23 protein-coding genes and 4 pseudogenes are annotated in these 25,829 nt (G+C 41.5%); 20 read left to right on the top strand and 7 right to left on the bottom strand.

Annotated elements, in window-relative coordinates; translation table 11 throughout:
• Positions 1–4 precede the first annotated feature (4 nt).
• Both M5V91_RS14560 and M5V91_RS14555 read left to right on the top strand, forming a co-directional pair.
• The gene (locus tag M5V91_RS14560) at positions 5–577 is read left to right on the top strand and encodes a TetR/AcrR family transcriptional regulator (RefSeq protein WP_009331405.1); all 573 of its coding nucleotides are present in this window, start codon (positions 5–7) and stop codon (positions 575–577) included.
• Between the two features lie 73 nt (positions 578–650).
• Complete coding sequence (locus M5V91_RS14555; RefSeq protein WP_251174427.1) at positions 651–2,819, top strand: YhgE/Pip domain-containing protein; 2,169 nt, start codon at positions 651–653, stop codon at positions 2,817–2,819.
• A gap of 52 nt (positions 2,820–2,871) precedes the next feature.
• Here the strand turns inward: M5V91_RS14555 and yhfH are convergent, their stop codons facing one another.
• Positions 2,872–3,006 carry a protein YhfH gene (gene yhfH, locus M5V91_RS14550; protein ID WP_251174426.1) on the bottom strand — a complete coding sequence of 45 codons (135 nt, stop codon included), beginning with the start codon at positions 3,004–3,006 and terminating at the stop codon, positions 2,872–2,874.
• A gap of 237 nt (positions 3,007–3,243) precedes the next feature.
• Between yhfH and M5V91_RS14545 the strand changes: the two are divergent.
• The 7 genes and pseudogenes from M5V91_RS14545 to M5V91_RS14515 all read left to right on the top strand — a co-directional run bounded on the left by M5V91_RS14545 (position 3,244) and on the right by M5V91_RS14515 (position 10,688).
• Positions 3,244–3,977 (top strand): annotated as a pseudogene (locus M5V91_RS14545) (MBL fold metallo-hydrolase).
• A gap of 12 nt (positions 3,978–3,989) precedes the next feature.
• Positions 3,990–4,979 carry a lipoate--protein ligase gene (lplA, locus tag M5V91_RS14540; RefSeq protein WP_009331397.1) on the top strand — a complete coding sequence of 330 codons (990 nt, stop codon included), beginning with the start codon at positions 3,990–3,992 and terminating at the stop codon, positions 4,977–4,979.
• A 204-nt stretch (positions 4,980–5,183) separates the two neighbouring features.
• Positions 5,184–6,738 (top strand): annotated as a pseudogene (locus M5V91_RS14535) (fatty acid--CoA ligase family protein).
• Between the two features lie 126 nt (positions 6,739–6,864).
• On the top strand, positions 6,865–7,641 hold the full coding sequence (locus tag M5V91_RS14530) for an enoyl-CoA hydratase-related protein (RefSeq protein WP_009331393.1): 777 nt from the start codon (positions 6,865–6,867) through the stop codon (positions 7,639–7,641).
• Between the two features lie 191 nt (positions 7,642–7,832).
• The gene (locus M5V91_RS14525) at positions 7,833–8,843 is read left to right on the top strand and encodes an ABC transporter substrate-binding protein (RefSeq protein WP_192908333.1); all 1,011 of its coding nucleotides are present in this window, start codon (positions 7,833–7,835) and stop codon (positions 8,841–8,843) included.
• Positions 8,844–9,002: 159 nt separating this feature from the next.
• Positions 9,003–9,731, top strand: a pseudogene (locus M5V91_RS14520) (ABC transporter permease); the annotation flags it as partial.
• Positions 9,732–9,893: 162 nt separating this feature from the next.
• Positions 9,894–10,688 (top strand): ABC transporter ATP-binding protein, encoded by a 795-nt coding sequence (locus M5V91_RS14515; RefSeq protein WP_019381441.1) that lies wholly within the window; start codon positions 9,894–9,896, stop codon positions 10,686–10,688.
• Between the two features lie 99 nt (positions 10,689–10,787).
• On the opposite strand, the pseudogene M5V91_RS14510 reads toward M5V91_RS14515, so the two are convergent.
• Positions 10,788–11,338: pseudogene (locus M5V91_RS14510) on the bottom strand (helix-turn-helix domain-containing protein).
• A 135-nt stretch (positions 11,339–11,473) separates the two neighbouring features.
• Here M5V91_RS14510 and M5V91_RS14505 point away from each other — a divergent pair.
• The 3 genes from M5V91_RS14505 to M5V91_RS14495 all read left to right on the top strand — a co-directional run bounded on the left by M5V91_RS14505 (position 11,474) and on the right by M5V91_RS14495 (position 13,959).
• Positions 11,474–12,202 carry an AzlC family ABC transporter permease gene (locus tag M5V91_RS14505; protein ID WP_217026618.1) on the top strand — a complete coding sequence of 243 codons (729 nt, stop codon included), beginning with the start codon at positions 11,474–11,476 and terminating at the stop codon, positions 12,200–12,202.
• The gene (locus tag M5V91_RS14500; protein WP_009331384.1) at positions 12,195–12,500 is read left to right on the top strand and encodes an AzlD domain-containing protein; all 306 of its coding nucleotides are present in this window, start codon (positions 12,195–12,197) and stop codon (positions 12,498–12,500) included. The genes M5V91_RS14505 and M5V91_RS14500 overlap by 8 nt, the downstream gene beginning before the upstream one ends.
• A 166-nt stretch (positions 12,501–12,666) precedes the next feature.
• Positions 12,667–13,959 carry a M48 family metallopeptidase gene (locus M5V91_RS14495; protein WP_009331383.1) on the top strand — a complete coding sequence of 431 codons (1,293 nt, stop codon included), beginning with the start codon at positions 12,667–12,669 and terminating at the stop codon, positions 13,957–13,959.
• 45 nt (positions 13,960–14,004) lie between these two features.
• Here M5V91_RS14495 and M5V91_RS14490 read toward each other — a convergent pair whose 3' ends face one another.
• Together M5V91_RS14490 and M5V91_RS14485 are read right to left on the bottom strand one after the other, a co-directional pair.
• Complete coding sequence (locus M5V91_RS14490; protein WP_284521281.1) at positions 14,005–14,508, bottom strand: Type 1 glutamine amidotransferase-like domain-containing protein; 504 nt, start codon at positions 14,506–14,508, stop codon at positions 14,005–14,007.
• Between the two features lie 203 nt (positions 14,509–14,711).
• On the bottom strand, positions 14,712–14,948 hold the full coding sequence (locus M5V91_RS14485; RefSeq protein ID WP_009331381.1) for an IDEAL domain-containing protein: 237 nt from the start codon (positions 14,946–14,948) through the stop codon (positions 14,712–14,714).
• Between the two features lie 199 nt (positions 14,949–15,147).
• On the opposite strand from M5V91_RS14485, the gene M5V91_RS14480 reads away from it, so the two are divergent.
• The gene (locus M5V91_RS14480; protein ID WP_019381444.1) at positions 15,148–15,702 is read left to right on the top strand and encodes a competence protein ComK; all 555 of its coding nucleotides are present in this window, start codon (positions 15,148–15,150) and stop codon (positions 15,700–15,702) included.
• A gap of 98 nt (positions 15,703–15,800) precedes the next feature.
• Here the strand turns inward: M5V91_RS14480 and M5V91_RS14475 are convergent, their stop codons facing one another.
• On the bottom strand, positions 15,801–16,190 hold the full coding sequence (locus tag M5V91_RS14475) for a YhjD family protein (RefSeq protein ID WP_009331313.1): 390 nt from the start codon (positions 16,188–16,190) through the stop codon (positions 15,801–15,803).
• Between the two features lie 232 nt (positions 16,191–16,422).
• Here M5V91_RS14475 and M5V91_RS14470 point away from each other — a divergent pair, with 232 nt between their 5' ends.
• The 4 genes from M5V91_RS14470 (at position 16,423) to lepB (ending at position 21,232) form a co-directional block, all read left to right on the top strand.
• Positions 16,423–18,408, top strand: a complete 1,986-nt coding sequence (locus tag M5V91_RS14470; RefSeq protein WP_192908337.1) for a S9 family peptidase — start codon at positions 16,423–16,425, stop codon at positions 18,406–18,408.
• A 575-nt stretch (positions 18,409–18,983) separates the two neighbouring features.
• Positions 18,984–19,895 (top strand): LCP family protein, encoded by a 912-nt coding sequence (locus tag M5V91_RS14465; RefSeq protein ID WP_284521280.1) that lies wholly within the window; start codon positions 18,984–18,986, stop codon positions 19,893–19,895.
• Positions 19,896–20,026: 131 nt separating this feature from the next.
• Positions 20,027–20,650 (top strand): TVP38/TMEM64 family protein, encoded by a 624-nt coding sequence (locus M5V91_RS14460; protein ID WP_251174422.1) that lies wholly within the window; start codon positions 20,027–20,029, stop codon positions 20,648–20,650.
• A 27-nt stretch (positions 20,651–20,677) separates the two neighbouring features.
• Positions 20,678–21,232 carry a signal peptidase I gene (gene lepB, locus M5V91_RS14455; RefSeq protein WP_192908339.1) on the top strand — a complete coding sequence of 185 codons (555 nt, stop codon included), beginning with the start codon at positions 20,678–20,680 and terminating at the stop codon, positions 21,230–21,232.
• Between the two features lie 147 nt (positions 21,233–21,379).
• On the opposite strand, the gene M5V91_RS14450 is transcribed toward lepB, so the two are convergent.
• The gene (locus tag M5V91_RS14450; RefSeq protein WP_009331304.1) at positions 21,380–21,706 is read right to left on the bottom strand and encodes a hypothetical protein; all 327 of its coding nucleotides are present in this window, start codon (positions 21,704–21,706) and stop codon (positions 21,380–21,382) included.
• Between the two features lie 251 nt (positions 21,707–21,957).
• Here M5V91_RS14450 and fabG point away from each other — a divergent pair, with 251 nt between their 5' ends.
• The 3 genes from fabG (at position 21,958) to M5V91_RS14435 (ending at position 24,549) form a co-directional block, all read left to right on the top strand.
• A complete protein-coding gene (gene fabG, locus M5V91_RS14445; protein ID WP_019381449.1) occupies positions 21,958–22,698 on the top strand; it encodes a 3-oxoacyl-ACP reductase FabG in 741 nt (246 codons plus the stop codon).
• Between the two features lie 54 nt (positions 22,699–22,752).
• Positions 22,753–23,931 (top strand): thiolase family protein, encoded by a 1,179-nt coding sequence (locus tag M5V91_RS14440; RefSeq protein ID WP_019381450.1) that lies wholly within the window; start codon positions 22,753–22,755, stop codon positions 23,929–23,931.
• 78 nt (positions 23,932–24,009) lie between these two features.
• Positions 24,010–24,549, top strand: coding sequence for a GNAT family N-acetyltransferase (locus tag M5V91_RS14435; RefSeq protein WP_071157656.1), 540 nt, complete (start codon positions 24,010–24,012; stop codon positions 24,547–24,549).
• Between the two features lie 176 nt (positions 24,550–24,725).
• Here the strand turns inward: M5V91_RS14435 and M5V91_RS14430 are convergent, their stop codons facing one another.
• Positions 24,726–25,736, bottom strand: a complete 1,011-nt coding sequence (locus M5V91_RS14430; protein ID WP_284521279.1) for an MFS transporter — start codon at positions 25,734–25,736, stop codon at positions 24,726–24,728.
• Positions 25,737–25,829 lie beyond the last annotated feature (93 nt).

The following is a 25,829-nucleotide window of genomic DNA, read 5'->3' as shown; positions in this document are numbered from 1 at the left end:
GTTCATGTCAGCAGATCGGAAACAGCAAATTATTGAGGCTGCCACTAAATCATTTTCTCTATTTGGATATAAAGCAACCACTATGGATCAAGTTGCAAAGCTTGCAAATGTTGGAAAAGGCACTATTTATAATTTCTTTAAAAATAAAGAAGAGCTGTTTGATGAAATTATCCATACGCTCATTATGGAAATGAAAAGCGCAGCTGATGAAGCGCTTGATCCTTCTTTGCCCTTTCATAAAAATGTTCATCGGGGTTTGTATAAAATACTTGAATTCCGCATGAAGCATCAGCTGACAATCAAGCTTTTCCAGGAAGCAAAGGAAATGGGAACTCCTGCTGTTACAGATGTAATTGGGAAAGTAGAGGATGCGATATTAAGTTATTTAAAAGACAAAGTCACACAAGCGATTGAAAAAGGAGAAATCCGGAAATGCGATCCGGAACTGACATCTTTTGTGATGCTGAAGCTTTATATTGCTCTCATATTTGATTGGGAGCAGCGTCATGAACCTTTGGAAAAAGAAAAAATAGCTATGCTGTTTGAACAATACATTATGAAAGGATTATCGAACTAGATAGTCCTCTATTTTTTCAGAGAAATGACCGAATGAGGAAATTAGTCATTAAGTTATTACGGAGGGATTTACGGTGAAAAACAAACTTTTCTTGAAGGAATTTTCAGCAATCTTAAAAAACAAAAAACTGCTGATTCCTATTATCGCAGTAGTGTTTATTCCTATTTTATACAGCGGAATGTTTCTTTGGGCATTTTGGGATCCATACGATCATTTAGATGATCTGCCTGTTGCTATCGTTAATGAGGATGCCGGTGCTGCATTTGAAGATAATGAATTGCATCTGGGCGATGATCTTGTTGATAAATTAAAGGAAAGCAAGGACTTTAATTTTCAATTTGTTGATAAAGAGGAAGCATATAAAGATCTAAATGATCAGCAATATTATATGCTTGTTGAAATCCCTAAGGATTTTTCCAAGAATGCAACCACTCTCCTGGAAGACAATCCGCAGAAAATGAACCTGATTTACGTTCCCAATGAGAGCTACAATTTTTTATCAGCTCAAATTGGCGGAACAGCTGTAGAAAAAATTAAAGCGTCTCTGTCAGAAAAAGTGACTGAAACATATGCTGAAACGATGTTCGATAAGGTAGGGGAACTGGCAGATGGCATTGGACAGGCAAGTGATGGGGCCCTTCAAATCAGTGAAGGAGCTGCAGATTTAAAGGATGGTTCTGACACGCTGCATGAGAAGCTGGCGCTTTTAGCCGATAAATCCATTGAGTTCAATAATGGTGTAAGCTCAGCAAGAAAAGGTTCAGAAGAAATGACAGAGGGAGCTAAATCCCTTTCAGAAGGTTTAGGGAAATTAGCTGAAGGCCAATCAGAATTAAGTAAAGCTTCTGATCAGCTGGAATCTGGAAGTCAAAAGCTGTCAGCAGGTGTTACACAAACAAAAGCAGGGATTGTTACAATAAAGGAAAAACTTCCTGTTATGATTGATGGAACCGAGCAGGTGGAAAATGGAGTCAAAACCTTATCTTCATCTCTGGAACAATGGCAAACGGAGGCACAAAAACTCAGTGGAGGCACTGCTCTTTTAGAGCAAAAGCTGCAGGGCTTTATATCGCAGCTTCCTGATGGATCTCCTGAAAAAGCTGAGCTTCAGACTGTGCTTGCCCAGCTGAAGGCTGGATCAGCCCAGCTTGCTGAGTCAGCTGGTAAACTATCTGCGGGAGGAGCCGAATTATCCCAAAAAATGGGGCAGCTAAATGAAGGACAGCTGCAGCTCCAGCAGGGAATAAATCAGCTTGCCCAAGGGGCATCCGATCTGGAAACTGGTTCTCAGCAGCTTGTACAGGGACATAAAGATTTCGGTGCTGGAATGGAAACATTTGCTCAGAAATTTGGTGAAGCCCAAGCCGGAGCAGACAGGCTAGCAGGCGGTGCAGCAGATTTGTCAGGAGGTCTTGGCAAACTGACCCAAGGTTCAGCTGCATTTGCAGATGGCACAAAGCAGCTTGAAGATGGCGCAGGCAAAGTAGCCGAAGGTAATGCACAAATCTATGAAGGATCTGCTGAGTTAGCAAATAAATTAGCGGATGGCGCTGAAAATGCCTCATCTGTAAATGCCAGCGATAAAACTTATAATATGATGGCAAATCCGGTAGAAATAGATAACGAGAAGATAACAGAAGTTCCTAACTATGGTACTGGGTTCGCGCCTTATTTTCTGTCTCTTGGCCTTTTCGTAGGTGCTCTGCTTCTTTCTATTGTATTCCCGCTTCGTGAACCGGCTGGTGTTCCACGGTCAGGATTTAGCTGGTTTGCAAGCAAGTTTGGGATTCTTGCTGGAATAGGCATTATTCAGGGTCTCATTGCAGCCTTGATTCTATTGCTGGGACTTGGCCTGGAAGTGAAGAGTGTACCTTTGTTTCTTCTGTTTACCATCATAACCAGCATTACGTTCATCGCGCTTATTCAATTTTTTGTCACCGTAATGGGTGATCCTGGCAGGTTTGCTGCAATTATCATATTAATTCTCCAGCTGACAACAAGTGCTGGTACTTTCCCGCTTGAGCTGATTCCTAATGCACTTCAGCCAATCAGTTCATACTTGCCTATGACCTATTCCGTTTCCGGACTAAAGGCTGTCATTTCTAGCGGGAATTTTGATTTCATGTGGGAGAATGCAGTCATTCTATTGAGTTTCGCTGCCCTGTTCATTGCAGGAACTTTTGTTTACTTTACTGCAATGCACAAGAAAAGATTTGCAGCTGCTGCAGGGAAGGCTGATTGATTATAAGCAAAAAACAAAGCCAGCCCACAGGGCTGGCTTTTAATATATTATTCTATAAATCTGTTATTCCCATGCATTTATCACACTTGTTTCCGTAGCATTCATGCTGCTCGTCGATCGACTTCCCGCATTCTGAACATTGTTTTGCCGGCAGGTTTCTGAAAAACTCCATAATGTTTTGAATCATGTTGAAGCCTCCTAATTTGAGATAATTTGTGATATTGTTCTAAATAATTTGATTATTTAAGTCGATTGTATTATAACAGTATCTTTGTGTCAACATCTGTTTCAATACAATATTAAAAAAGTGAAAAAATAGGCATAATCGAGTATATTGGACATAGTAAAGATGGGCCTTTCCCTGAGAGTTTGGTTATCAGTCATAGCGTAGGAACTTACGCTTTATTAATAAGGAGGAAACGTGATGAAGTTAACTGTAATTGGGAGCTGGGGCGGTTATCCTAAAGCTGATGGGGCGAGTTCAGGGTATTTGCTGGAGCATGATGGGTTTCATTTGCTGATCGACTGCGGAAGCGGCGTACTTTCAAAAATGCAGAATTTTTTCAGCCAGAAGAATTGGATGCAGTGATTATCTCGCATTACCATCCAGATCACATTGCGGATATAGGGGTTCTGCAGCATGCCAGGCTCATTCAGAGTTTTTTAGGCAGGAAAACAGATACCCTCCCGATCTATGGTCATTCTCTTGATCAGTATGAATTTGCCAAATTTACATACAAGGATATCACAAAAGGAGTCTGCTATGATCCTGATGGCACTCTCTTTGCAGGCCCGTTTCAAATTCGCTTTTTAAAGACTAATCACCCTGTGCCTTGCTATGCAATGAGAATTGAAGCAGACGGCAAAACGCTTATTTATACGGCTGATACGTCATATAAAGAAGAGCTGGCAGCATTTAGCGAAAATGCTGATTTATTAGTTTGCGAATGCAATTTTTACGGTCATCAAAATGGAAAAAATGCTGGGCATATGACAAGCTTGGATGCTGGAACATTGGCCAGCAAAGCAAAGGTGAAAAATTTGCTGCTGACTCATTTGCCTCATTATGGTGAACTGCGAAAGCTGAAGGAAGAGGCTTCAACAAAATATACCGGTCCTATTTCTATTGCGGATTATCAATGGTCCCATACTTTTTGAGGAGGAAAACAGATGCTTTTTATTGACAACCAGGGAATCACAGATCCCAGAATTAACCTTGCTATTGAGGAATATGCACTAAAGAATCTTGATATTGAAGAAACCTATTTGCTTTTTTATATTAATGAACCTTCCATTATTATTGGAAAAAACCAGAATACAGTTGAAGAGATTAATACTGAATATGTCGAGAACAATGGTATCCATGTGGTCAGAAGGCTTTCTGGCGGCGGGGCTGTTTATCATGATTTAGGCAATCTCAACTTCAGCTTTATCACAAAAGATGATGGAGAAAGCTTCCACAACTTCCAAAAGTTTACCGAGCCGGTTGTAGAAGCTTTGCAGAAGCTTGGTGTTAATGCTGAATTGAGCGGGCGAAATGACCTGATGGCAGAAGGCAGAAAGATATCCGGGAATGCCCAGTTTTCTACCAAAGGCAGAATGTTTAGCCATGGTACCCTCTTGTTTGATTCCGAAATAGAAAATGTCGTTTCGGCATTAAAGGTAAAGAAAGATAAAATTGAATCGAAAGGCATTAAGTCTATTCGAAGCCGTGTTGCTAATATCTCAGAGTTCCTGGATAAAAAAATCACAATTCAAGAATTTCGCACTTTGCTGCTTAAGAATATTTTTGGTGATTTAGATGAAATTGCAGAGTACAGGCTTACGAATGATGATTGGGAAAAAATTCATCAGCTGTCCAAGGAGCGCTATCAAAACTGGGATTGGAATTATGGAAAATCACCCAAATTTGATCTTCAGCACTCGCATCGTTTCCCAGTGGGGCAAATTGATATTAGACTTAACGTCACAAAAGGGAAAATTGAGGAATGTAAAATTTACGGAGACTTCTTTGGGGTTGGAGATGTAAGCGAAATTGAAAGCAAGCTTACAGGAATTCGCTATGAAAAGTCAGAGATTGAAAATGCCCTTGAAGGAGTGGACATTAAGCATTACTTCGGAAATGTGACAAAGACCGAATTTATCAACCTGGTTTATTAATGGGATCATTTATTGGAAAGCTGGCATTATGCCGGCTTTTCTTATATTTATATAAAGTTTTGCGAAAGGCAGTCCTCTATAAAAAAGAAATTGTGAACAATTCGCTTTCCTACTTGAATACAAAACTTTCTTTCAATATAATATATTTAGAAAATTTATTTAATAAAAATGAATGACTATTCATTCATTACAGGGGGAGTGTAAATGAATTTAACAGAGCATCTGCATGAAACGGCGATCAAAATGGGCAATAAGACTGCCTATTATTTTATGGACCAGTCCAGTACATATGGGGAGCTTGATGGTGCTGTGACTAAATTTGCGGATGGGCTCTCAAAGCTGGGAGTGAAAAAGGAGATCATATTGCTCTTTTACTTGGGAATTCGCCGCATTTTGTCATCGGCCTGCATGGAGCACTGCGGCTTGGAGCAACTGTTATACCGATCAACCCAATTTATACACCGGATGAAATTGGCTACATTGTTAATAATGGTGATGTAAAAGCGCTTGTTACGCTTGACCTGTTAGTGCCTTTGATTGAGAAGATGCATCAGGCTCTTCCAAGAGTGGAGAACTTTATTATTTGTGAAACCCCGCAGGGACAGGCTTCAAAAGCGGATCCGTCTGCATTATCAGCTTTCTCAAAAATGAAATCGTTTACACAAGTGATAGCTTCAGGAGATTTGGATTTTAAAGGCCCTGAGCTCAAAGATGATGAAACAGCCGTTATCCTATATACATCCGGTACGACAGGCAAGCCGAAGGGTGCCATGCTGACACATAAAAACCTCTACTGCAATGCAAAGGATGTCAGCGACTATTTGCACATGAACGAAAATGACCGGGTTATCACTACTTTGCCTATGTTTCATGTCTTCTGTTTAACGGTTGCTCTCAATGCACCGCTGATGAATGGGGCTACTATTTTAATAGATCCAAAATTCAGCCCGAAAGAAATATTTAGACTCGCTAAAAAATATGAACCTACTGTTTTTGCCGGCGTTCCGACCATGTACAATTTCCTTCTTCAGTTTGATGATGGAAATACGGAAGATCTGAAATCGTTAAGGCTTTGCATTTCGGGCGGTGCTGCCATGCCTGTTGCACTTCTTCATGGCTTTGAAAAAAATTCAATGTCATTGTCTCAGAAGGATATGGTCTTTCAGAAGCTTCTCCGGTTACCTGCTTCAATCCGCTTGATAAGCCGCGGAAAGCAGGCTCAATCGGGCAATCCATTATGAACGTTGAGAATAAGGTCGTAAATGAACTGGGAGAGGAAGTTTCCGTTGGCGAAGTAGGTGAACTGATTGTGCGCGGGCCCAACGTGATGAAAGGCTACTACAAGCTGCCGGAAGAAACCGCGGCAACTATTCGCGATGGCTGGCTTTATACAGGAGACCTCGCAAAAAGGGATGAGGAAGGTTATTTTTATATCGTTGACCGTAAAAAGGACCTTATTTTAGTCGGCGGATATAATGTGTACCCGCGGGAAGTTGAAGAGGTGCTCTATAATCACGAGGATGTAGTTGAAGTTGCTGTATTGGGTGTGCCTGACCCAAATCTGGGTGAAGCGGTGAGATGCTATGTTGTAACTAAAAATCCTCAGCTGACAGAAGAACTGCTGCTTGCATACTGTGCTGAGCATCTGGCTAAATATAAAGTGCCGTCATCGATCGAGTTTTTAGAAGAGCTGCCAAAGAACACAACTGGTAAAATTTTGAGGAGAGCATTGAAGAATCAGGTTCTACAGACTAAATAGGTTTTTATGGACAGGCATGGGATGTGTCTGTCCTTTTCTATTCCAATTTCAAATTGACTAAATTTGAAAGGGTTTTCACGAAATTCATCGAATTATTAGATAGTACTTGAAAGAGGAGAGATACATATGAGTTCTATTGCAGTCGAAACAAAAGGTCATATTGCGGTCGTAACGATTAACCGCCCTGATGCATTGAATGCTTTTAATTTTGATACTTTATCGGAGCTTCAGGAATCAGTTGAAAAGCTGCGCACCAGCCCTGATGTGCGTGCAGTGATTTTTACAGGGGCTGGAGAAAAAGCATTCAGTGTTGGTGCAGACTTAAAAGAGCGCAGGACACTATCAGAAGAGCAAGTCCGCAGAAATATATATAAAATAGGTGAGGTATTCTCACTGGTTGATCAGCTTCCGCAGCCTACTATTGCTGCTATTAACGGTTTTGCCTTCGGGGGCGGGATGGAGTTAGCTCTATCCTGCGATTTCCGCATCGCCGTTTCAGGCACTTTAATGGGACTTACAGAAACAAGTTTGGCCATAATACCAGGGGCAGGCGGCACTCAAAGACTTCCAAGATTGATAGGCCAGGCCAAAGCCCTGGAATTAATTTTGACGGCTAAAAGGCTTACTTCTGAAAAAGCGCTTGAATACGGCATCCTTACAAAAGTGACTGAAAAAGATAATCTCTTAAATGATTGCTTTGAATTTGCCGGACAAATGCTTAATAACGGCCCGCTTGCCCTGCAGCAGGCTAAATTTGCTGTAAAACATGGCATGGGTGTCGATTTGCAGACTGGGCTGCAGATTGAAAGGAAGGCATATGAAGTAATTATCCCAACAGAAGATAGAGTTGAAGCTCTTGCAGCATTTGCTGAAAAAAGAAAACCGGAGTTTAAAGGGAAATAAAATGAATAAGCGGGTAATGGGACACGGCAATATTTGGCTGTGTCCTTTCTATTAAAATAATAAATTTTTAGAAAATTATTAAAAAATATCTTGAATAGTGTCGCTATTAACTATATAATTTAGTGAATAAAAGCATAAAAGCATAAAAGTGCTGAAGTGAAAAGATAGAGATAAAAGGGGGATCATCTAGTATGTTAGAGAGAATAAAATCATTTAAAGCAATAGCTGCTGCAGGTCTTATGGGAACTTTGCTTCTAAGCGGCTGCGGGAGTGAAAGTACAAATGGAGATGCAGGCTCTTCTGATAAAGAAAAGGAAGAATCATTTAATATAGGAGTTACGCAGATTGTCGAGCATCCCTCGTTAGATGCGGCACTCGAGGGCTTTAAGAAGGCATTGGAGGATTCTGGTATTGAAGCAAGCTACGATGTTCAGATTGCACAAGGGGACCAGAATAATAATCAATCCATTGCCAATAATTTTGCCGGAGATGGAGTAGACCTGATCTTTGCCAACTCTACCCCCAGTGCATTAAGTGCACTGAATGCAACAAAGGATATACCAATTGTATTTACTTCAGTAACCGATCCAGTGGGTGCGCAATTAGTAAAATCAATGGATTCTCCTGAAGGAAATATAACAGGTACAACAGATACGCATCCTGATGCGATACCCAACATGGTTAAATTTATAAATGAACAGTTTGAGGCAGGCACAGTGGGTGTTATTTACAATTCTGGAGAACAAAATTCAGAGGTGCAGATTGAAAAGGTGAGGGAAGCTCTTTCAAGTACAGATATGAAATTGGCTGAAGCAACCGTATCCAATTCTTCCGAAGTGAAACAGGCTGCAGAATCTCTTGTCGGAAAAGCTGATGCCATCTATATTATTACGGATAATACTGTTGTTTCCGCTTTGGAATCTGTCATTCAGGTTTCAAACGACAATGACATCCCGCTTTTCGTGGGAGAACTGGACTCTGTTAAACGCGGGGGCTTTGCTGCTTACGGATTTGACTATGAAGATATCGGATATGAAGCTGGGGAAATGGCTGCAAAAATTTTAAAAGACGGCAAGAAGCCATCCGAACTTCCTGTCCAATATCCGCAGAATCTAAAGCTGGTAATCAATAAAAAGGCTGCAGAAGAAATGGGCATTGACTTAAAAGAGGAATGGAGCGATCTTGCTGAGTTTGTGGAGTAATACCTGTAAATAACCCACCAGCGTTTGCGCTTTTCTAATAGAAAGGGAGATTACTATGCCAACAGCGATCTTTGGTTCCATTGAGGCAGGAGCAATTTATGCCTTAATGGCATTGGGGTTTACCTATCATTCAGAATACTGGATTTTCCCGATCTGACGGTGGATGGAAGCTTTGTAACGGGCGCATCTGTAGCAGCTGTCATGATAGTAGGAGGATACAATCCATTTTTGGCAACAATGACAGCATTGCTTGCGGGGTTTGCAGCAGGCTGCCTTACAGGCCTTCTTCATACAAAAGGAAAAATTAATGCCCTCTTGTCCGGAATATTAATGATGATCGCATTGTACTCTATCAATCTCCGGATTATGGGCAAGTCAAATGTTCCACTGCTGTCTGAGGAAACGGCTATCACAAAGCTTACAGCATTCTGGCAGGGACTTGGGATTGATCAGGCTATTCAAAGCCTGTTTGGGGCATTGGGAATGGGTTTCATCCCAAAGACCTGGGGGATTCTGATTTTAATGCTAATATTAGCCTTTGCTGCGAAAGTATTGATTGATCTTTTCTTAAAGACAGATATTGGTCTGGCTATACGTGCAACAGGCGACAATGAGACGATGATCCGAAGCTTTTCAGCTGATACAGATATCCTGAAGATAGCTGGCTTGGGCATTTCAAATGCACTTGTAGCTTTTTCTGGAGCATTAGTGGCACAGTATAACGGATTCAGTGACGTCGGAATGGGAATCGGGATGATTATCATAGGACTTGCATCCGTAATCATTGGAGAAGCAATCTTTGGCGCAAAAACTATTGTCCGAGCAACACTGGCTGTCATTGGAGGAGCCATTTTATATCGTATTATAGTCACTCTTGCATTGAGAGTTGAATTTCTTGAAACAGGAGATATGAAGCTAATCACAGCAGTAATCGTGATTGGTGCGCTGATTCTGCCAAAGCTTATTCAGCAGCAAAAAGAAAAGCAGAGAAAGCGGCGGAGATTAGCGGAAGCGAAAAAACTAATGCCTACGGGAAAAGTGGTGAACATCTTGCTGCAATTAAATCAGATTCATAAAGTGTTTAATGAGGGAACTCCAGACGAAAAAACAGCACTTCACAGAATCGATCTTCATTTAAAGCCAGGCGACTTCATGACGGTTATTGGCAGTAATGGAGCGGGAAAATCTACTCTTATGAATATGATTTCCGGCAAATTGATTCCTGATATAGGAGAAGTGCTGGTTGATGGCACTGATGTCACTCTTGTGAAAGAACATAAAAGATCCAGGCTGATCGGACGTGTCTTCCAGGATCCGATGGCAGGAACAGCCCCTTCCATGACCATAGAAGAAAATCTTGCCATTGCTTATTCGAGAACTATGGCACGTGGCCTTCGCAAAGGAGTTTCCAAGAAACGACGCGACTTTTTCCAGGAAAAGCTGGAAATGCTGCATCTTGGATTGGAAAACAGGCTTTCAGCAAAAGTTGGACTGCTGTCAGGCGGGGAGAGGCAGGCATTATCCCTGTTGATGGCGACTTTTACAGAGCCTAAAATATTGCTTTTAGACGAACATACCGCTGCCTTGGACCCGGCTCGTGCAGAATTGATTACCAGCCTTACGAAAGAGATTGTGGAAACATATAAACTTACTACATTAATGGTGACCCACAATATGCAGCAGGCACTTGACCTGGGAAATAGGCTGATCATGATGGACAAGGGCCAGATCATTTTTGAAACAAATGAAGACCAAAAGAAAGATTTGACCGTCGAAAAACTGCTTGAAGAATTCCAAAAAATCCGTGGAGAGAAAATGAGCAGTGACAAGGCTGTATTAATCTAAAGGGAGACCGGACAAAAGGCTTTTGGCTTTGTCCGGCTTGTTTGTTTTGGAAATATTCCAGTAAAAAAACATACCGCCCGAAGCGATATGCCAACTTTTTCATGGATAATACATGACTGCCTGGTAGCGAATCAGTTCGGCTCCGATATTTTTATACGTATGCGCTTTATTTGCTGAGAATTTTATTGAATTGCCGGAGCGGACAGTGATTCGCTGGTCTCCGATCTCTATTTCAAGAGTTCCGGACATGACAGTGATATATTCTTCAACACCCTCATTATGTTTATCAGATGTATGCTGGCAGCCCGATTCAATTTCGACTGTGAAGATCTCGAATTTCTTGCGGGGGTCAAAAGGGAACACGGGATAAACCCTGTAATCGCCCATGCTCTCCATTATTGGAGTTAGAGTCTTCAATTCTATGAGTTGGACATCTGATGGTTCCTCATGAATAAGTGAGGAAAATGAAACTTGAAGGCCGCTCGCGATTTTCCAAAGCGTGGTGACAGTCGGGTTGGATTCCCCCGCTCAATCTGTCCCAGCATCGCCTTGCTGACCCCGGTTATTTCTGCCGCTGCATCCAGGCTGTATCCTCTTGTTTTTCGAATATTCCTTAGGTTTTCCCCAATACTTTTTTGAATATTCTCCATTATATCCTCCAGGTTTATTGTGTAATATAACGCACGAATGTATAATATACTATACCAGCGCATCATGCTTTAATATTAAGTCTATTATAGTATAATTTTCAGGCTGGTATTATATTTTTTAAGGCGGTGAGCATTATGGCAGAACTTGCAGTCGGCAAGCCTTCCGGGGAGTATAGGAAAGGGGTGCAGTCGGGAATCAGCATCGCGATAGGATATGCACCCATCGCTTTAACATTTGGGCTGCTCGCCAAAACAACTGGTCTTTCAATTGGTGAAACAGCTTTAATGAGTTTGCTCGTATTTGCAGGGGCAGCACAGTACATATCCCTGAGCCTTCTTTCATTGGGAACGGGCATATTTGAAATTGTTTTGACAACTTTTATCGTGAATATCAGGCACTTCTTAATGTCAACCTCTCTTAATGAAAAGTGGGATGATGAACAGGCTGCTAACAAGGTAATTTTATCTTTTGGGATTACGGACGAAACTTTCTCAGTTGCAGCAGTACGTGAAGAAAAGGTAACAAGCGGTTATATGCTTGGGCTTATCTCGGTTTCCTATTTAAGCTGGGTCTTTTGCTCAGGGCTTGGGCACCTAATTGGTGGGAGCCTTCCGCAAACCTTGCAGGAAAGCATGTCTGTTGCTCTTTATGCCATGTTTGTCGGCCTTCTCGTTCCGTCTATGAAAAAGAGTGCAAAAGTTGTTTTTCTTGCGGCACTGGCAGCGTGTTTTAACACAATTTTCACTTTGACTAATACGCTATCGACTGGCTGGGCAATTGTGCTGGCCACGCTTTTGTCAGCTGTAATAGTAGAATGGATTGAAAATGCAAAAAACAGGCACAGGGGGCAGGGGCATGAGTAGCCATATCGTGTGGATGATTGTTGGGATGGCAGCAGTTACGTATATCCCAAGACTGCTGCCTTTTGTGCTTTTTAAGGGGAAGGAGCTTCCCGGGTTCGTTCAGGGGATATTAAAGAATGTGCCGTATGCGACCTTAGGGGCACTTATTTTTCCAGGCATCCTGTTTATAAATGAAGATATTTGGTTTGGGCTGCTCGGGGCAGCTGCTGCTTTTCTAGCAGCCTTTTTAGGTGCAAATGTGATTGTTGTTGTATTAGGATCGATTGCTGTGTTATCTGTATATTCTTTCTTATTTTAGAAAAGATTATTATTGATGTTCTTTAGCCGGTTCCTTCTAGAACCGGCTTTTTCAATAGAACTCCTGTGAAAGGCTAATAACTTGGATTGTCCCATCAAAATAGTTCTAATTCCAGATTTTTATACTAAACTAAATATAGAAAGGTTGTACCATAAGGGGGGATCAGATGGCGCGGAAATTAGGCTTTTACGGGGCGCTGGCCTTTTTTGTATACGGTTTATTTTTTTATTGGTATTTATTCTATTTTGCTGACAGCAGTCTGCCCTTTGAGTATGAAGGCTCACGGGCAGATCCGGCAACTTTCCTGAACGGCAGGGAACTGATGCTCAGTGAGGAATATTCTAAAATAAGAAACCTGCTGTTTTTTATTTCTACACCTTTTGAATGGATTTTCTATTTATTCATTCTCTTATTTGGCTTATCGAAGGCTTTTAAGAAGTGGGCTGAACAGACTGCACCTTATAAATTCCTGCAAACGGCGATTTATTTGATTTGGCTTTCTTTTTTCGCGTTTATTGCTACTATGCCATTAAGCTATATCAGCTTTTCACTTTCAAAAACGTATAATATCTCGACACAGAGCTTCAGCGGATGGATGAAGGATGAACTCATTGATTTTTGGGTTAATTATGGAATGATGGTTCTCATAGTGTCTGTATTGTACTGGCTGATTAATAAGAGCAGGAAGAGATGGTGGCTTTATGCCTGGTTATTGTCTGTTCCATTTACCTTATTTATGATGTTCCTGCAGCCTGTTGTCATTGACCCTCTTTATAATGATTTCTATCCTTTGAAAAACAAGGAACTTGAAACGAAAATTCTGGATTTGGCAAATCAGGCTAAAATACCGGCGGAACATGTCTTTGAAGTCGATATGGCAGAGAAAACAAATGCGCTGAATGCATATGTGACTGGTATCGGATCAAATTCAAGAATTGTTCTATGGGACACAACCCTGAATAAATTAACTGAAGATCAGATCCTGTTTATAATGGCACATGAAATGGCCCATTACGTGGAAAAGCATATATATATCGGAATTGGCGGTTACTTGCTGCTTTCCCTGCTGGGCCTTTATTTGACAGCCAAAATAATGGAGAAAGCAGTCGATAAATGGGGACGGGCGCTTAAAATTCCTGCGGTAAATGATATTCGGTCCCTGCCGCTGTTTTTGATGATTCTTTCGATGCTGCTTTTTATTTCAAGTCCTCTATCCAATTTTGTTTCACGGTATCAGGAAACAAGGGCAGACCGCTATGCCATCGAAATGACGACGGACTCAAAAGCAGCAATAGAAACATTTCAGGAGCTGACACGTGCCGGTTTAAGCCAGGTTAATCCGCCGCTTCTCGTAAAAATATTCCGGTATGGACATCCAACCATGCTGGAGCGTATTTCCATGCTCGAAGAATTTGAAATGGAACAGAGGCAAAAAGAACGGAAGCAGGCGGCAGACTGATTTGACAATAATATGAGAAAAAAGCAGGCCATGTGGCTTGCTTTTTTATATTTCATTCTTATAAATATGTATGCCGCCTTCACTATCAGTCTGAATTTCATTATAAAAATAAATGCCTGCATCATCATCAATTCCATAACCAGCCGTGACATTGGTTTTCCCCGCTGCCCTCTTTAAATTTTCCCCTTCATTCCATTTAGTGAAATGGACACTAATGACACAATCCCTGATTAACCCGATACCTTTCAGAAAGAGATGCTGTTTTTCAGATGTATCAATAGGGGGAATTATGCAATGCTCCGGGATAATTAGGGCACCTGCCGAAAAAACTGCTACAGGAATACCGTTCTTGTACATCTTGCCAATGTATTCTCCCACTTCAGTATCAACAATATAACTTCTGTATTTTTCCGTTTCACCGCCTCCAATGATGACCCCGGTACAGGACACCAATTCTTGAAGAAAAGATTCTGGTGGTGCAGGGGAAAGAGGCAGATAACAGAAATTCCTTGCGCCATTTTGAGTTAAGCCGGAAGTATACTTATTCATATAGCCTTCCCAGCCTTCCCTTTCCAAAAAGAGTATAGCTATTTTGCCAGCCGCTCCACAAGCCAGCTCCGTAAACTTTTTCCAAGCCTTTGCCCGAATGGAGGGCTTCCGCCCATTAAAAATAAATGCCTGCTGTCCAATAATTTTCTCCTGCCTTATTAAAAATAAAATACCCCGCCGATTGGCGGGGGCAAACTGGTTTACTAAGTGCCAAAACGTTTGGAAAGTTCTTTGTACTGCTTTGATAAATGCATAAATGACGGTTTATTTCTTTCATCAATTGCTGCGTCTATTTTATTCATCAGCTTTTCTTTTTCAGTATTCAGCAGAATCTCGGTAACAAGCATATCAATATAAAGGTCAAGAACAAAAGAATCCTTATGGTTTTTCCGTTTTATCCCACTGGTTTTCATCAATTCGGTGTATGATTTTTCCTTCATGGAAATCACCCCTGAGCTTTTTAATATTATATGGAATTGCTTCTAAATATTCAACTAAGTTTTTTAAATTTTAAGAAAATATTTTCAGAATGTCGAAATTGTGAACAAATTAGAAACTATTAAATAAATTAGTAATTTTTAGATAAATTGGTGTTAATATGGAAAAGCGAGAGCGAAAATAGATAGGAGATGAAAACATATGAGCCATAATACCCAAATGATCGAGGAGTATGAAGTCAATCCAAATACAATGATTATCAAACCCCTCGCTTATGGGCTGAAAGTTTATTCGCAAATCTGGGAGCTTGATGATGAGGTGACTTCCCCTTTTAAGCCGATCGATATAATTAAAAGCAGCTGCAAATATTTTGGATCAAGCTATGAAGGCAGAAAAGAGGGTACACGCCAATTAACCGGCATTACCCATAAAGCTCCAATAACGATAGACCCCACAAATTTCATTTATTTTTTCCCGACGGCTTCTCCAAACAATCCTGAATGCATCTGGATTGCATTGGATCATATCAATTATTTCAAGCGAGCGGAAAACGCACATACTCAAGTGGTTTTTAAGAATAAGCAAAGCTTCATTATTCCAGTATCTTATACTACGCTTAATAATCAGGTGCTCAGAACAGCTTTACTAAAAACGACATTGATAAGGAGGATAGAGGATTCAGAGAGAAAGGCATTGTACTTTGTGAATGGTTCCAAAATAATGAATGCTTCGGAGAGAACTGGAGCCTACCAATAGAGAAGGGAAAGGATAAATAAGAAGCATGCGGAATTTCATGCTTCTGTTTTTCGTGTGTATATTACATTATTAGCTGCAGGCTTTTCTTATTCCAAATATTAATTTGCCTTCAGATTTTTTCCTGGCCTGGGCATAGGTTTTTTAATAAGATAATATGTCATCAGCTCCTGGACTTTATTGCGGATGCGGGGGTTAAAGTAATTATGATGCTCCTCATATCCTTTGTAAAGGAACATGAACATAGTAAATGCCTCATCTCTCTTTATTTCCTGTACCTTAAGCTGGTGTTTATTCATATAGCGTTTTACCTCAGAGAGTTCACTTTGAATGACCTTCATTGTTTCTTCAACCAAATCAAGATAAGGCTGTTTTAGTTTAAACGGGCTTTTATTAATGACGATGGAGTCGCGATTTAAAATGGTTAGCACCATTGGCAAATAAATAGCCTGTTCCATGATATTACGGTCTTCCTCAGGAATTCTGGTCATGTTTTTTCTGCTCCCTTAATCAATAGTATCCTGTTAGTGTTACAGAACAAGTGTTCTCATTTAATTTTACAAAGGAATGTTTTTTCTTGCAAGAGCCTATATTTGTCGAAACGCTGTTATTCTTCATCATTTCCAATAATTAAAAAGAGTTTCAGCCGGCAGCGTATTGAGAAGGGATTTTATTTCTGATGTCGAAATAAAGAGGACAGCACAGTTAGAAAGGATGGAATAAATGACGCAAAAAAATACAATTAAACCGGAAGACCTTTATCAGTTAAAATCAGTAGCTGATCCGCAGCTATCCTTGAATGGAAATGACTTAGCTTTTGTTGAGACCAGAATGCTTGATGAGGAAAATACATATAGTTCAAATATTTTTTACTTAAATACCATTAAAGGCAATATGCCGGTTCAATGGACTTACGGCAAACATCGTAATCATTCGCCCCGCTGGTCTCCTGATGGGGAGTCAATCGCATTTGTATCCGACAGAGACGGAAAATCACAGATTTATGTGATGAGCAAAGCAGGAGGAGAAGCCAAACAGCTGACACACTGTGCAAATGGCGCTTCAAAGCCTGTTTGGTCACCTGATGGGAAGAAGATTGTTTTCAATCTTTCAGTAAAGCCTGGAGAAGATGCAGAAACAAAGGAAAATCAGGAAAAACAGACAGACAGGCCCCTTCCTCTTGAAATTGAAAAAATGAAGCACAAATCAGACGCCCAGGGTTTTTGGAGCGGAAGGTACAGCCAGGTTGCATTAATAGATATTGAAACTGGCGGAATGGAGCAGCTGACATCCGGAGAACATGACTACCAATTGCAAGACTGGTCACCAGATGGAAAATGGATTGCTGTTACGGCAGATTTAAGTGAAGACAAAGATTTCTCTTTTCTAAGCGATGTCTATATTATCCATCTTGAAACAAAAGACATGAAAAGGATTACAAATGGAAAAGGTTATTTTGGAAGCGCCACATGGTCGCCGGATGGAAAATACATAGGATTGTTCGGGCATGAAAGGGAATACGAAAATGCTACGCATACAAAGGTCTGGGTGTATAATCTCGAATTTGGAAATCTGCAGTGCCTTACTGCAGAATCAGATATATTGGCTGGTGATTATGCCATCGGGGATTTCCAGCAGGGTACAGTAACACCGGGAATTCTTTGGGCAGAGGACAGCAGAAGCTTTTATTTCCTGGCAACTGACCATGGTAATACAGTTGTTTATTATGGCTCTTTAGATGGGGAATTATATCCTGCGCTGCTGGATCAGCAGCATGTATATGGATTGACAACAGGAGGAAGCGTCAATAAAGCTGTTGTAGCCATTAGCAAGCCGTCATATCCAGGGGATTTATTTTTGCTTGATGTCCCAACAGGGGAATTAAAACAGCTGACAAATGTGAATGAAGAGTTCCTGAAAGGTGTAGAGTTGGCAGATGCGGAGCCAATTCAGTTTAAATCTTCAGATGATTGGGATCTGCATGGCTGGATCATGAAACCAGCCCATCTGAAAGAGGGCGAAAAAGTACCGCTTGTGCTCGAAATCCATGGCGGCCCTCATGCCATGTATGCCAATTCATATTTTCACGAATTTCAATGTCTCGCAGCAAAAGGCTATGCGGTCTTATTTATCAATCCACGGGGAAGCCATGGATATGGCCAGCATTTTGTAGATGCTGTAAGAGGAGATTACGGGGGCAAGGATTATGAAGATATTATGGATGCAGTCGATTATGCGCTGGAAAACTTCGATTTTATCGATAAAGACCGGCTTGGCGTAACGGGAGGAAGCTATGGCGGGTTTATGACCAACTGGATTATTGGACACACCAGCCGATTTAAGGCGGCAGTCACTCAGCGATCCATCTCCAACTGGATCAGCTTTTATGGAGTAAGTGATATCGGCTACTATTTTACTGATTGGCAAATCAAGAGTGATTTGAATGATATAGAAAAGCTTTGGAAACATTCCCCGCTTGCTTATGTGAATGATATGAATACACCTCTGCTGATTTTGCACAGCGAAAAGGATTATCGCTGTCCAATTGAGCAGGCAGAGCAATTATTCATAGCCTTAAAGCATCGGAAGAAAACAGCAAAATTTGTGCGGTTCCCTGAAGCCAACCATGAGCTTTCCAGAAGCGGAAAACCGAATTTAAGAATCAGCCGCCTGAATTACATTGCCGGCTGGTTTAATGAATATCTATAAAAAAGTTACCGCAGGCCTTTGGGTTTGCGGTTTTTTGATAATATCAAAATTTATACCTTTGTACTTCGAGAGCTGTCTAGCGCAAGCAGCCTACCCCCTCGAGGTCACAAGCTTGTCTTGTTTCGGCTCCTAGGGACTCGGGGTCATAAGCCGTTTCCTTCCAGAAGGAAGGACGCCTTCTTACAGGAACCGTCTTATGCCTGTCGTCCCTGGGCAGTCGCCTCTACATTTCGGGCAATCCTCCCAAAAGGCAAAGGACGCCTTTCTGTGAGGCTCGACTTGTGCTTTTCGGGGGTGGGCAAGGAGCTTTTTCTAATAGAGCTGTAAAGTAACATCAAAATCGCCGATATATCAATGAAATCAGTTTTCATATAGGGTAAAGAAACTATTTAAAATAAGTTGCAACGAAACCCATTCATCTGCAAAGTATAAGGGTATACAGGATATACCAGCAGTGATATCGAAACTTTTTTATGGAAACCGAAGTCGAATATAGGTGAAGGTATTTTCATACCCGCGGCAGAATGATAATTTAACTGCAAAGAAAGGACTTATTCTTATGAGATCAGATAGACATGAAAAGAAGAAAAAGAAAAAAATGGAAGTCCGTCCTCCTGATTCTGTTTCTCTTGATTGCAGGAACCCTTGGCTATTCGTATTTTCAGTTCAAGCAAGGTGTTTCCCAGACAGAGGGAGAGGCAAATATACAGACAGAAGAGTTTGAATTTAACGGTGAAAAAGATAAATATGGAGGAACGAATATTCTGATCCTTGGAAGTGACGCAAGGGGAAAAGAGAAATCAAGGGCAGATACCATCATGGTTGCCCAATATCATCCTGAAAAGGGAACATATAAACTTATTTCTTTTATGAGAGATATGTACGTGGACATACCGGGCCATGGGCAAAACAGAATAAATTCAGCTCTTGCTTATGGTGGTCCTGAGTTATTAAGGCAAACGATTAAGGAAAACTTTGATATAGATATTAAATATTACTCAATTGTTGATTTCGAAGGCTTTGTTCATTTAATTGATGAAGCTTTTCCAAGAGGGGTAGAAATTGATGTAGAAAAAAGAATGTCTGCCAATATCGGTGTTACTCTGGAACCGGGTCTGCAGCGCCTTGATGGAGAGCATCTCCTTGGGTATGTCAGGTTTAGGCAGGATGCCGTAGGGGATTTTGGAAGAGTAGAACGCCAGCAGAAGGTAATGAAAGAAGTAGCAAGCCAGTTTACAAGCCTTCAGACCATTACAAAGCTTCCGAAACTAATCGGGGTAGTAACTCCATTTGTAAATACTAATATGGATACGGGAGATATTCTTTATATCGGGAAAGATTTCTTATCTAAGGATAACAGGAATGTAGAGACTCTTCGTGTTCCTGTTGATGGAACATTTGAAAACCAGAGAATTAATGGTGCTGCTGTTTTAGGCATTGATAAAGAGGCAAACAAAGCGGCTATCCATGAGTTTCTTTCGAAATAAAAAGGTAGAAACACAGTTTTTGGCGGATTAGGTGTACAATAAAAGGGTAAGTGGTAAAACTAGGGGAAACTTCCCTTTAATGATAATCGAACGAATAGGACTTTGCTGCATATTGGACAAGGAGATATTAAATGGATTTTGAACTGTTCAAAGATTGGTTAACATTGGATAATATAATGGATTTAATTCGGGAATATCGTTCATTTGGACCGCTCCCCGGTATTCTGCTTCCAATGCTAGAAGCATTTTTGCCTTTTCTGCCCCTGGTTTTGTTTGTTATGGCAAATGCGAGTGCATTTGGTCTCTGGCTGGGTTTCTTATACTCCTGGCTCGGCGCGGTCGCAGGAGCGCTGCTCGTTTTCCTGCTGGTCAGGAAATATGGCCAGAAACGAATACTCCGTTTTTTGAAGAAGCATAAGCAGGTACAGAGGCTTATGAAATGGGTGGAAAAGCATGGGTTTGGACCATTGTTCATCCTGCTCTGTTTTCCGTTTACTCCTTCGGCAGTCGTAAATATTGTCGCAGGGCTTTCGAATATCAGCATGGCTCAATATATGCTGGCAGTCCTGAGTGGCAAAATAGTGATGATTTTTACAATAAGCTTTGTCGGATATGATATCAAATCATTAGTAACACAGCCAATTCGGACAGCCATTGTTGCATTGGTCATTTTCATTCTTTGGTATGTCGGCAAAATCATTGAAATAAAGATGAATATGAGCGTAGAAAAAGATCGCGGGAATAAAAAGCAATGAATGCATAAGCATTGGGGGAGATGAAATGTGAAGGAAGGATTGAGAAAAGAAGGAGCGGAATGGCTGAAGGCTTTTGCAATTGGCATCATTATCTTTGCTTTTATACGGACTTTTTTCTTCTCCAATTATGTTGTGGAAGGTGAATCCATGATGCCCACTCTTCAGGATGGAAATAAACTGATTGTGAATAAAATCGGTTACCAGGTCAGCGACTTAGAGCGCTTTGACGTAATTGTTTTTCATCATAATGATGAAGAGGATTTTGTAAAAAGAATTATAGGGATGCCAGGGGATGAAATCGAATACCGCAATGATGAACTATTTATAAATAGTAAAAAAGTGGATGAGCCATACTTGGAGAAATACCGGAAAGAAACATTGGGCGGCAAACTGACAGGTGATTTTACACTCCTGGAGATGACGGGCACTGAAACGGTTCCAGAGGGAAAACTATTTGTTATGGGAGATAATCGCCTCGGAAGCTGGGACAGCAGACATTTTGGATTTATTTCAGCCGGCCAGGTTGTAGGAAAAGTAAACCTGCGCTATTGGCCGCTTGATGAAATGGATGCGTCATTCTAAACTAACTTATCTTGTGAAAAAAGGGACTCGATAATACTAATTATTCGAGTCCCTTTTATTTTACTGTCTAGCTTTCGCAGCGCCTCCCCTCGAGGTGTCGGGGGTGGGCAAGGCTCTTGCGCTTTTCTAATTTGCAGGCAAGACATCTCAGATAACATGCAAATTAGGATTATTCCTATATTCAGGTTCACAGTTTACACATACGTCTTCATCATAATCAGTCATATTGACATCTTCACGATTGTATTCAATTCCGCAAAGGGAGCAGGCAACCATTTTTTCTTCTTCCATTTCTTCTGGGGGAATTGGGATAGCGTCATTAATTGTAATGGGTTCTACGGTAACTCCGCGTGTATTGGCCATTTCGGCATTTAAATATTCCTTTGCCGTTTCTTCACTTTCCCAAAATCCCAAATCCCATAACAGCTCCTGGGCATCTCCGTTTTGAGCCATCAAGCCATAAACAACTTTCATGATAAATGCTCCTTTCAATTTTGCTGTCTTTTGTTTTATATTTCTTAGCCTTTTTTTACAGCGGCTAAACCGATTCAAAAAATTACCATCAGTTCCCTGGAAGACCGGGAAAGCTTTTTAACCATGAGATTATATTGCAGGGGACAAAGGAGAAACTGCAGGCTTTGTCGAATAATAGCCTGAGTAAACGCAAAGGATCTGTTCCAGAATCCAATGTCGGAATATTTAAATATATCACGGAGGTGCAATTGATGAGGCTGAAGGATAAAGTCGCCATTATTACAGGTGCGGCGAATGGAATTGGTCTGGCTGCTGCCGAAAAGTTTGCAGGTGAAGGAGCGGTGGTAGCTATGGCTGATTATGATGCAGACATGGGAATTACCAGGGCACAAGAGCTGAAGGAAAAAGGTCTTCAGGTTGAGTTTTTTCAGGTTAATGTCTCGGACAGGCAAAGCATAGACAGTATGGCGGAAGCTGTAAAAGCGGCATTTGGAAAAATTGACATCCTGATCAATAATGCAGGAATTACGAGGGACGGGATGCTGGCAAAGCTTGCTGCAGATGATTTTCAGGCGGTTATGGACGTGAATCTGACAGGTGTCTTTCATTGTACACAAGCAGTCCTTCCATTCATGCTGGAACAGGGAAGCGGAAAAATAATCAATACGTCCTCTGTATCGGGAGTCTATGGGAATGTCGGACAGACAAACTATGCGGCAGCCAAAGCGGGTGTATTGGGGATGACCAAAACATGGGCAAAAGAACTCGGCAGAAAAGGAATCAACGTAAATGCCGTTGCCCCAGGATTCATCTCAACCGGTATGACAGCAAAAGTACCGGAAAAGGTTATTGGCCAAATGCAGGGCATGGTTCCCCTGGGCAGACTTGGAAAACCGGAAGATATTGCGAATGCATACCTGTTTCTGGCTTCCGATGAGTCGGATTATGTGAATGGCACGGTCCTTCATGTAGATGGCGGCATCATGATGTAATGAACTGACTTCGAGCCTGTGCTCGATAATCAGAAGATTAATGAGGTGGAAAAGATGAGAAATGTTGTCATAACATCAGCAGTCAGAACACCGGTTGGCACGTTTGGAGGAGCGTTTAAGGATCTGCTGCCGACGGATTTGATTGTGCCTGTATTAAAAGAAGCTGCCGGGAGAAGCGGCCTGCAGAGCAATGAGGTGGATGAAGTGATATTGGGACACTGCATTCAGCGTACAGATGAACCGAATACAGCAAGAACAGCAGCTTTGCTTGCAGGCTTTGACGATACAACAACAGGGTTCACAGTCCAGAGGCAGTGTGCATCCGGTATGCAGGCAATTATGTCTGCAGCACTGCAGATTCAGTCAGGGATGTCAGATATCGTGATTGCTGGAGGAGTTGAAGCCATGAGCTCCAGCCCTTATGTATTAAAACAGCATCGCTGGGGCGCCCGCATGCAGCATGGGCAGGTAACCGATACCGTATGGGAAATTCTCGAAGATCCAATCCATCATATTATGATGGGGGAAACGGCAGAAAACCTGGCAGAAATGCATGCCATTACAAGAGAAGAACAAGATGAAGCAGCCTTGCTCAGCCACAGGAGAGCCTTGCATGCAATTGAAAACGGTTACTTTGATTCGCAGATCGTTCCAATTACTGTGAAAAGCAGGAAAGGAGAAGTAACCGTTACAAAAGATGAAAACCCGCGGGCAGATTTAACAGCCGAAAAGCTGCGAAGCTTGAGCCCTGTCTTCAGAAAGGGTGGCTCTGTTACAGCAGGAAATGCATCAAGCCTGAATGACGGCGGAGCAGCACTTGTCCTGATGCCGGAAGATCTGGCTCTGGACAAGGGACTGAAGCCTCTGGCAAAGATTGCTGGCTTCTCCGTGGCAGGAGTAGATCCAAAAGTAATGGGAATAGGGCCTGTGCCGGCAGTACAAAAAGGTCTTGCTAATGTAAGCTGGTCGCTTGATGATGCAGACTTGATTGAGATAAATGAGGCTTTTGCAGCCCAATATTTGGCGGTTGAGAAAGAGTTAGGCTTAAACCGGGACAAAGTAAATGTAAATGGAAGCGGAATCAGTCTGGGACACCCTATTGGATGTACCGGTGCGCGCCTTGTTGTGGGTCTCGTTCATGAATTAAAGAGAAGAGGCGGCCATAAAGGAATAGCTTCTCTATGTGTCGGAGGCGGGATGGGAGCCACAATATTTGTGGAAACGTACGAATAAAGAGTTCCTTCGGGGCTCTTTATTTATCCAATAAGCGGATCCCATCCTGCAGAATTGATTTTTCCGGAGGTGAAGAAAGTGATAAGCAGTACGATATTGTCTGGAAAGAGGATCATTCTGGGATCGTTTATTGAGGATGATATTAAAAAGATAATCCAGTGGCATGCAGACGAAAAAATCATGCGAAACCTGGATGCTCTGCCGGTAAAACCCAAACAGGAAATGGAAATTAAGAAATGGCTTGATGAATGTCCGCAAAACACCTTCAGATTTTCGCTTAGGTTAAAAGAAGCAAATGAACTGATAGGATATGCGGAGCTAAACGGCATTCTATGGCCACACAGAACAAGCTGGATCACCATTGCCATTGCAGATGAAGCCGAATGGGGTAAAGGGTATGGAAAGGAAGCCATGCAATGCCTGATTCGCTATGCTTTTATGGAGCTGAATCTGTATAGGCTTCAGCTTTCTGTATTTTCCTATAATACTAGAGCAAAAACTCTTTATGAAAGTCTTGGATTCCAGAGAGAAGGCTGCTATAGAGAGTTTCTTGAGCGCGATGGAAAACGGCATGATATGTATCTATACGGGCTCCTGAGAAAGGAGTGGAAAGAGTGAAGAAGCGCGGAATAATTCCGCGCTTTATAAGATTTATTCTGGCTGACTGACAAAAGTAAATTCTTTTGACAAGTAATAGCTAAGAATGATATTCGTCAGGAAAAAGGCAAGAAGCAGATACAGTACATAATAATATTCAAGAATCATAACTGCCGGCGGGGCAAGGCTTGCTCCGGTTAATAGAAAAAAGAATAGAGAGAAAGCGCTTTTGCACGGTCAGCCCCTGCAATCATGCCAATCAGTGTGATAACAGTGGGAACAAGAAGGGATATGGAAGCCACAAACATAATGGAAATTGCCATTAAGGCAATAGTGCTGCTGAAGAAAAACATATTAATAATGCTGAAAATCCCTAAAAGTAAACCAAGCTTTAATGTCGAATGGGCACCAATCCGCTCAATTAATTTTCCCGTAAAGAGAGACAGCAGCGCCCCGATTAGTCCCACAGCTCTTAATGTGAACAGCTCCTCCATGGTTCCCTCGAAATTCCTTCCTATTGCATCGTAAAAAGCTACAAAGGCAAACAGCAAAGTAAAGGTAATAGCATAGCTTTGGAGCAGGCTTCCCTTCATTAATAGTTTTTTCATAATAGAAATAACGGAAACCCCTGATTTGGAAGGAGGAGAAGTGCCTGGAAGTATTTTATACGATACAAGGAAAAGAATAAAATAGCAAAACGCAAAGAAATAAAAAGCATAGTTCCATTTAAAATAAAAAGTAATTGTCGAACTGATCAGCTGTCCAAGAATGCCGGCGACAAGGAATCCTGTATTGATAAAAACAAGCAGCAGGGTGCGGCCCCTCGGCCTGAAAAGATCAAAGGTATAAGCGAAGGCAACAGGAGCAAAGCTCCCAAGAGTCAGCCCCTGAATCGACCTGGTTATATAGAGAGCCTCTACATTAGGAGAAAGCCCTACAGCACAAGTGGACAAAGCAGAAGCAAACAAACCTGTAATAATAATTCTGCGCCTGCCAAAGGTATCGGAAGCAGGGCCAAAGAATAGCAGGCCGGCTGCATAAAAAAATGCAAACAGGCTTCCACCGCCAACAATATAATTTTCATTTACCTGAAAAGAGTCAGCAATATCCCCGTAAATAGGGATTAGTGTATAAATATTGCTGGCCACAAAAACTCCTGTAACTGTCAAAATGACTGAAGTTGCAATCAGGATCTGTTTTGAAATCATCCTTATCACCTGCCGATATACTTTATGCACAAAACCTCGTATAGGTAAGTTGTCATTTCCACAATTTTGAAGAACCCCATTCGAAAAATTGAA

This window comes from Cytobacillus pseudoceanisediminis (assembly GCF_023516215.1).
GTDB classification, from domain to species: domain Bacteria; phylum Bacillota; class Bacilli; order Bacillales; family Cytobacillaceae; genus Cytobacillus; species Cytobacillus pseudoceanisediminis.
The sequence above is the reverse complement of the archived record's forward strand: the minus strand, read 5'-3'. Positions and strand labels throughout refer to the sequence as shown.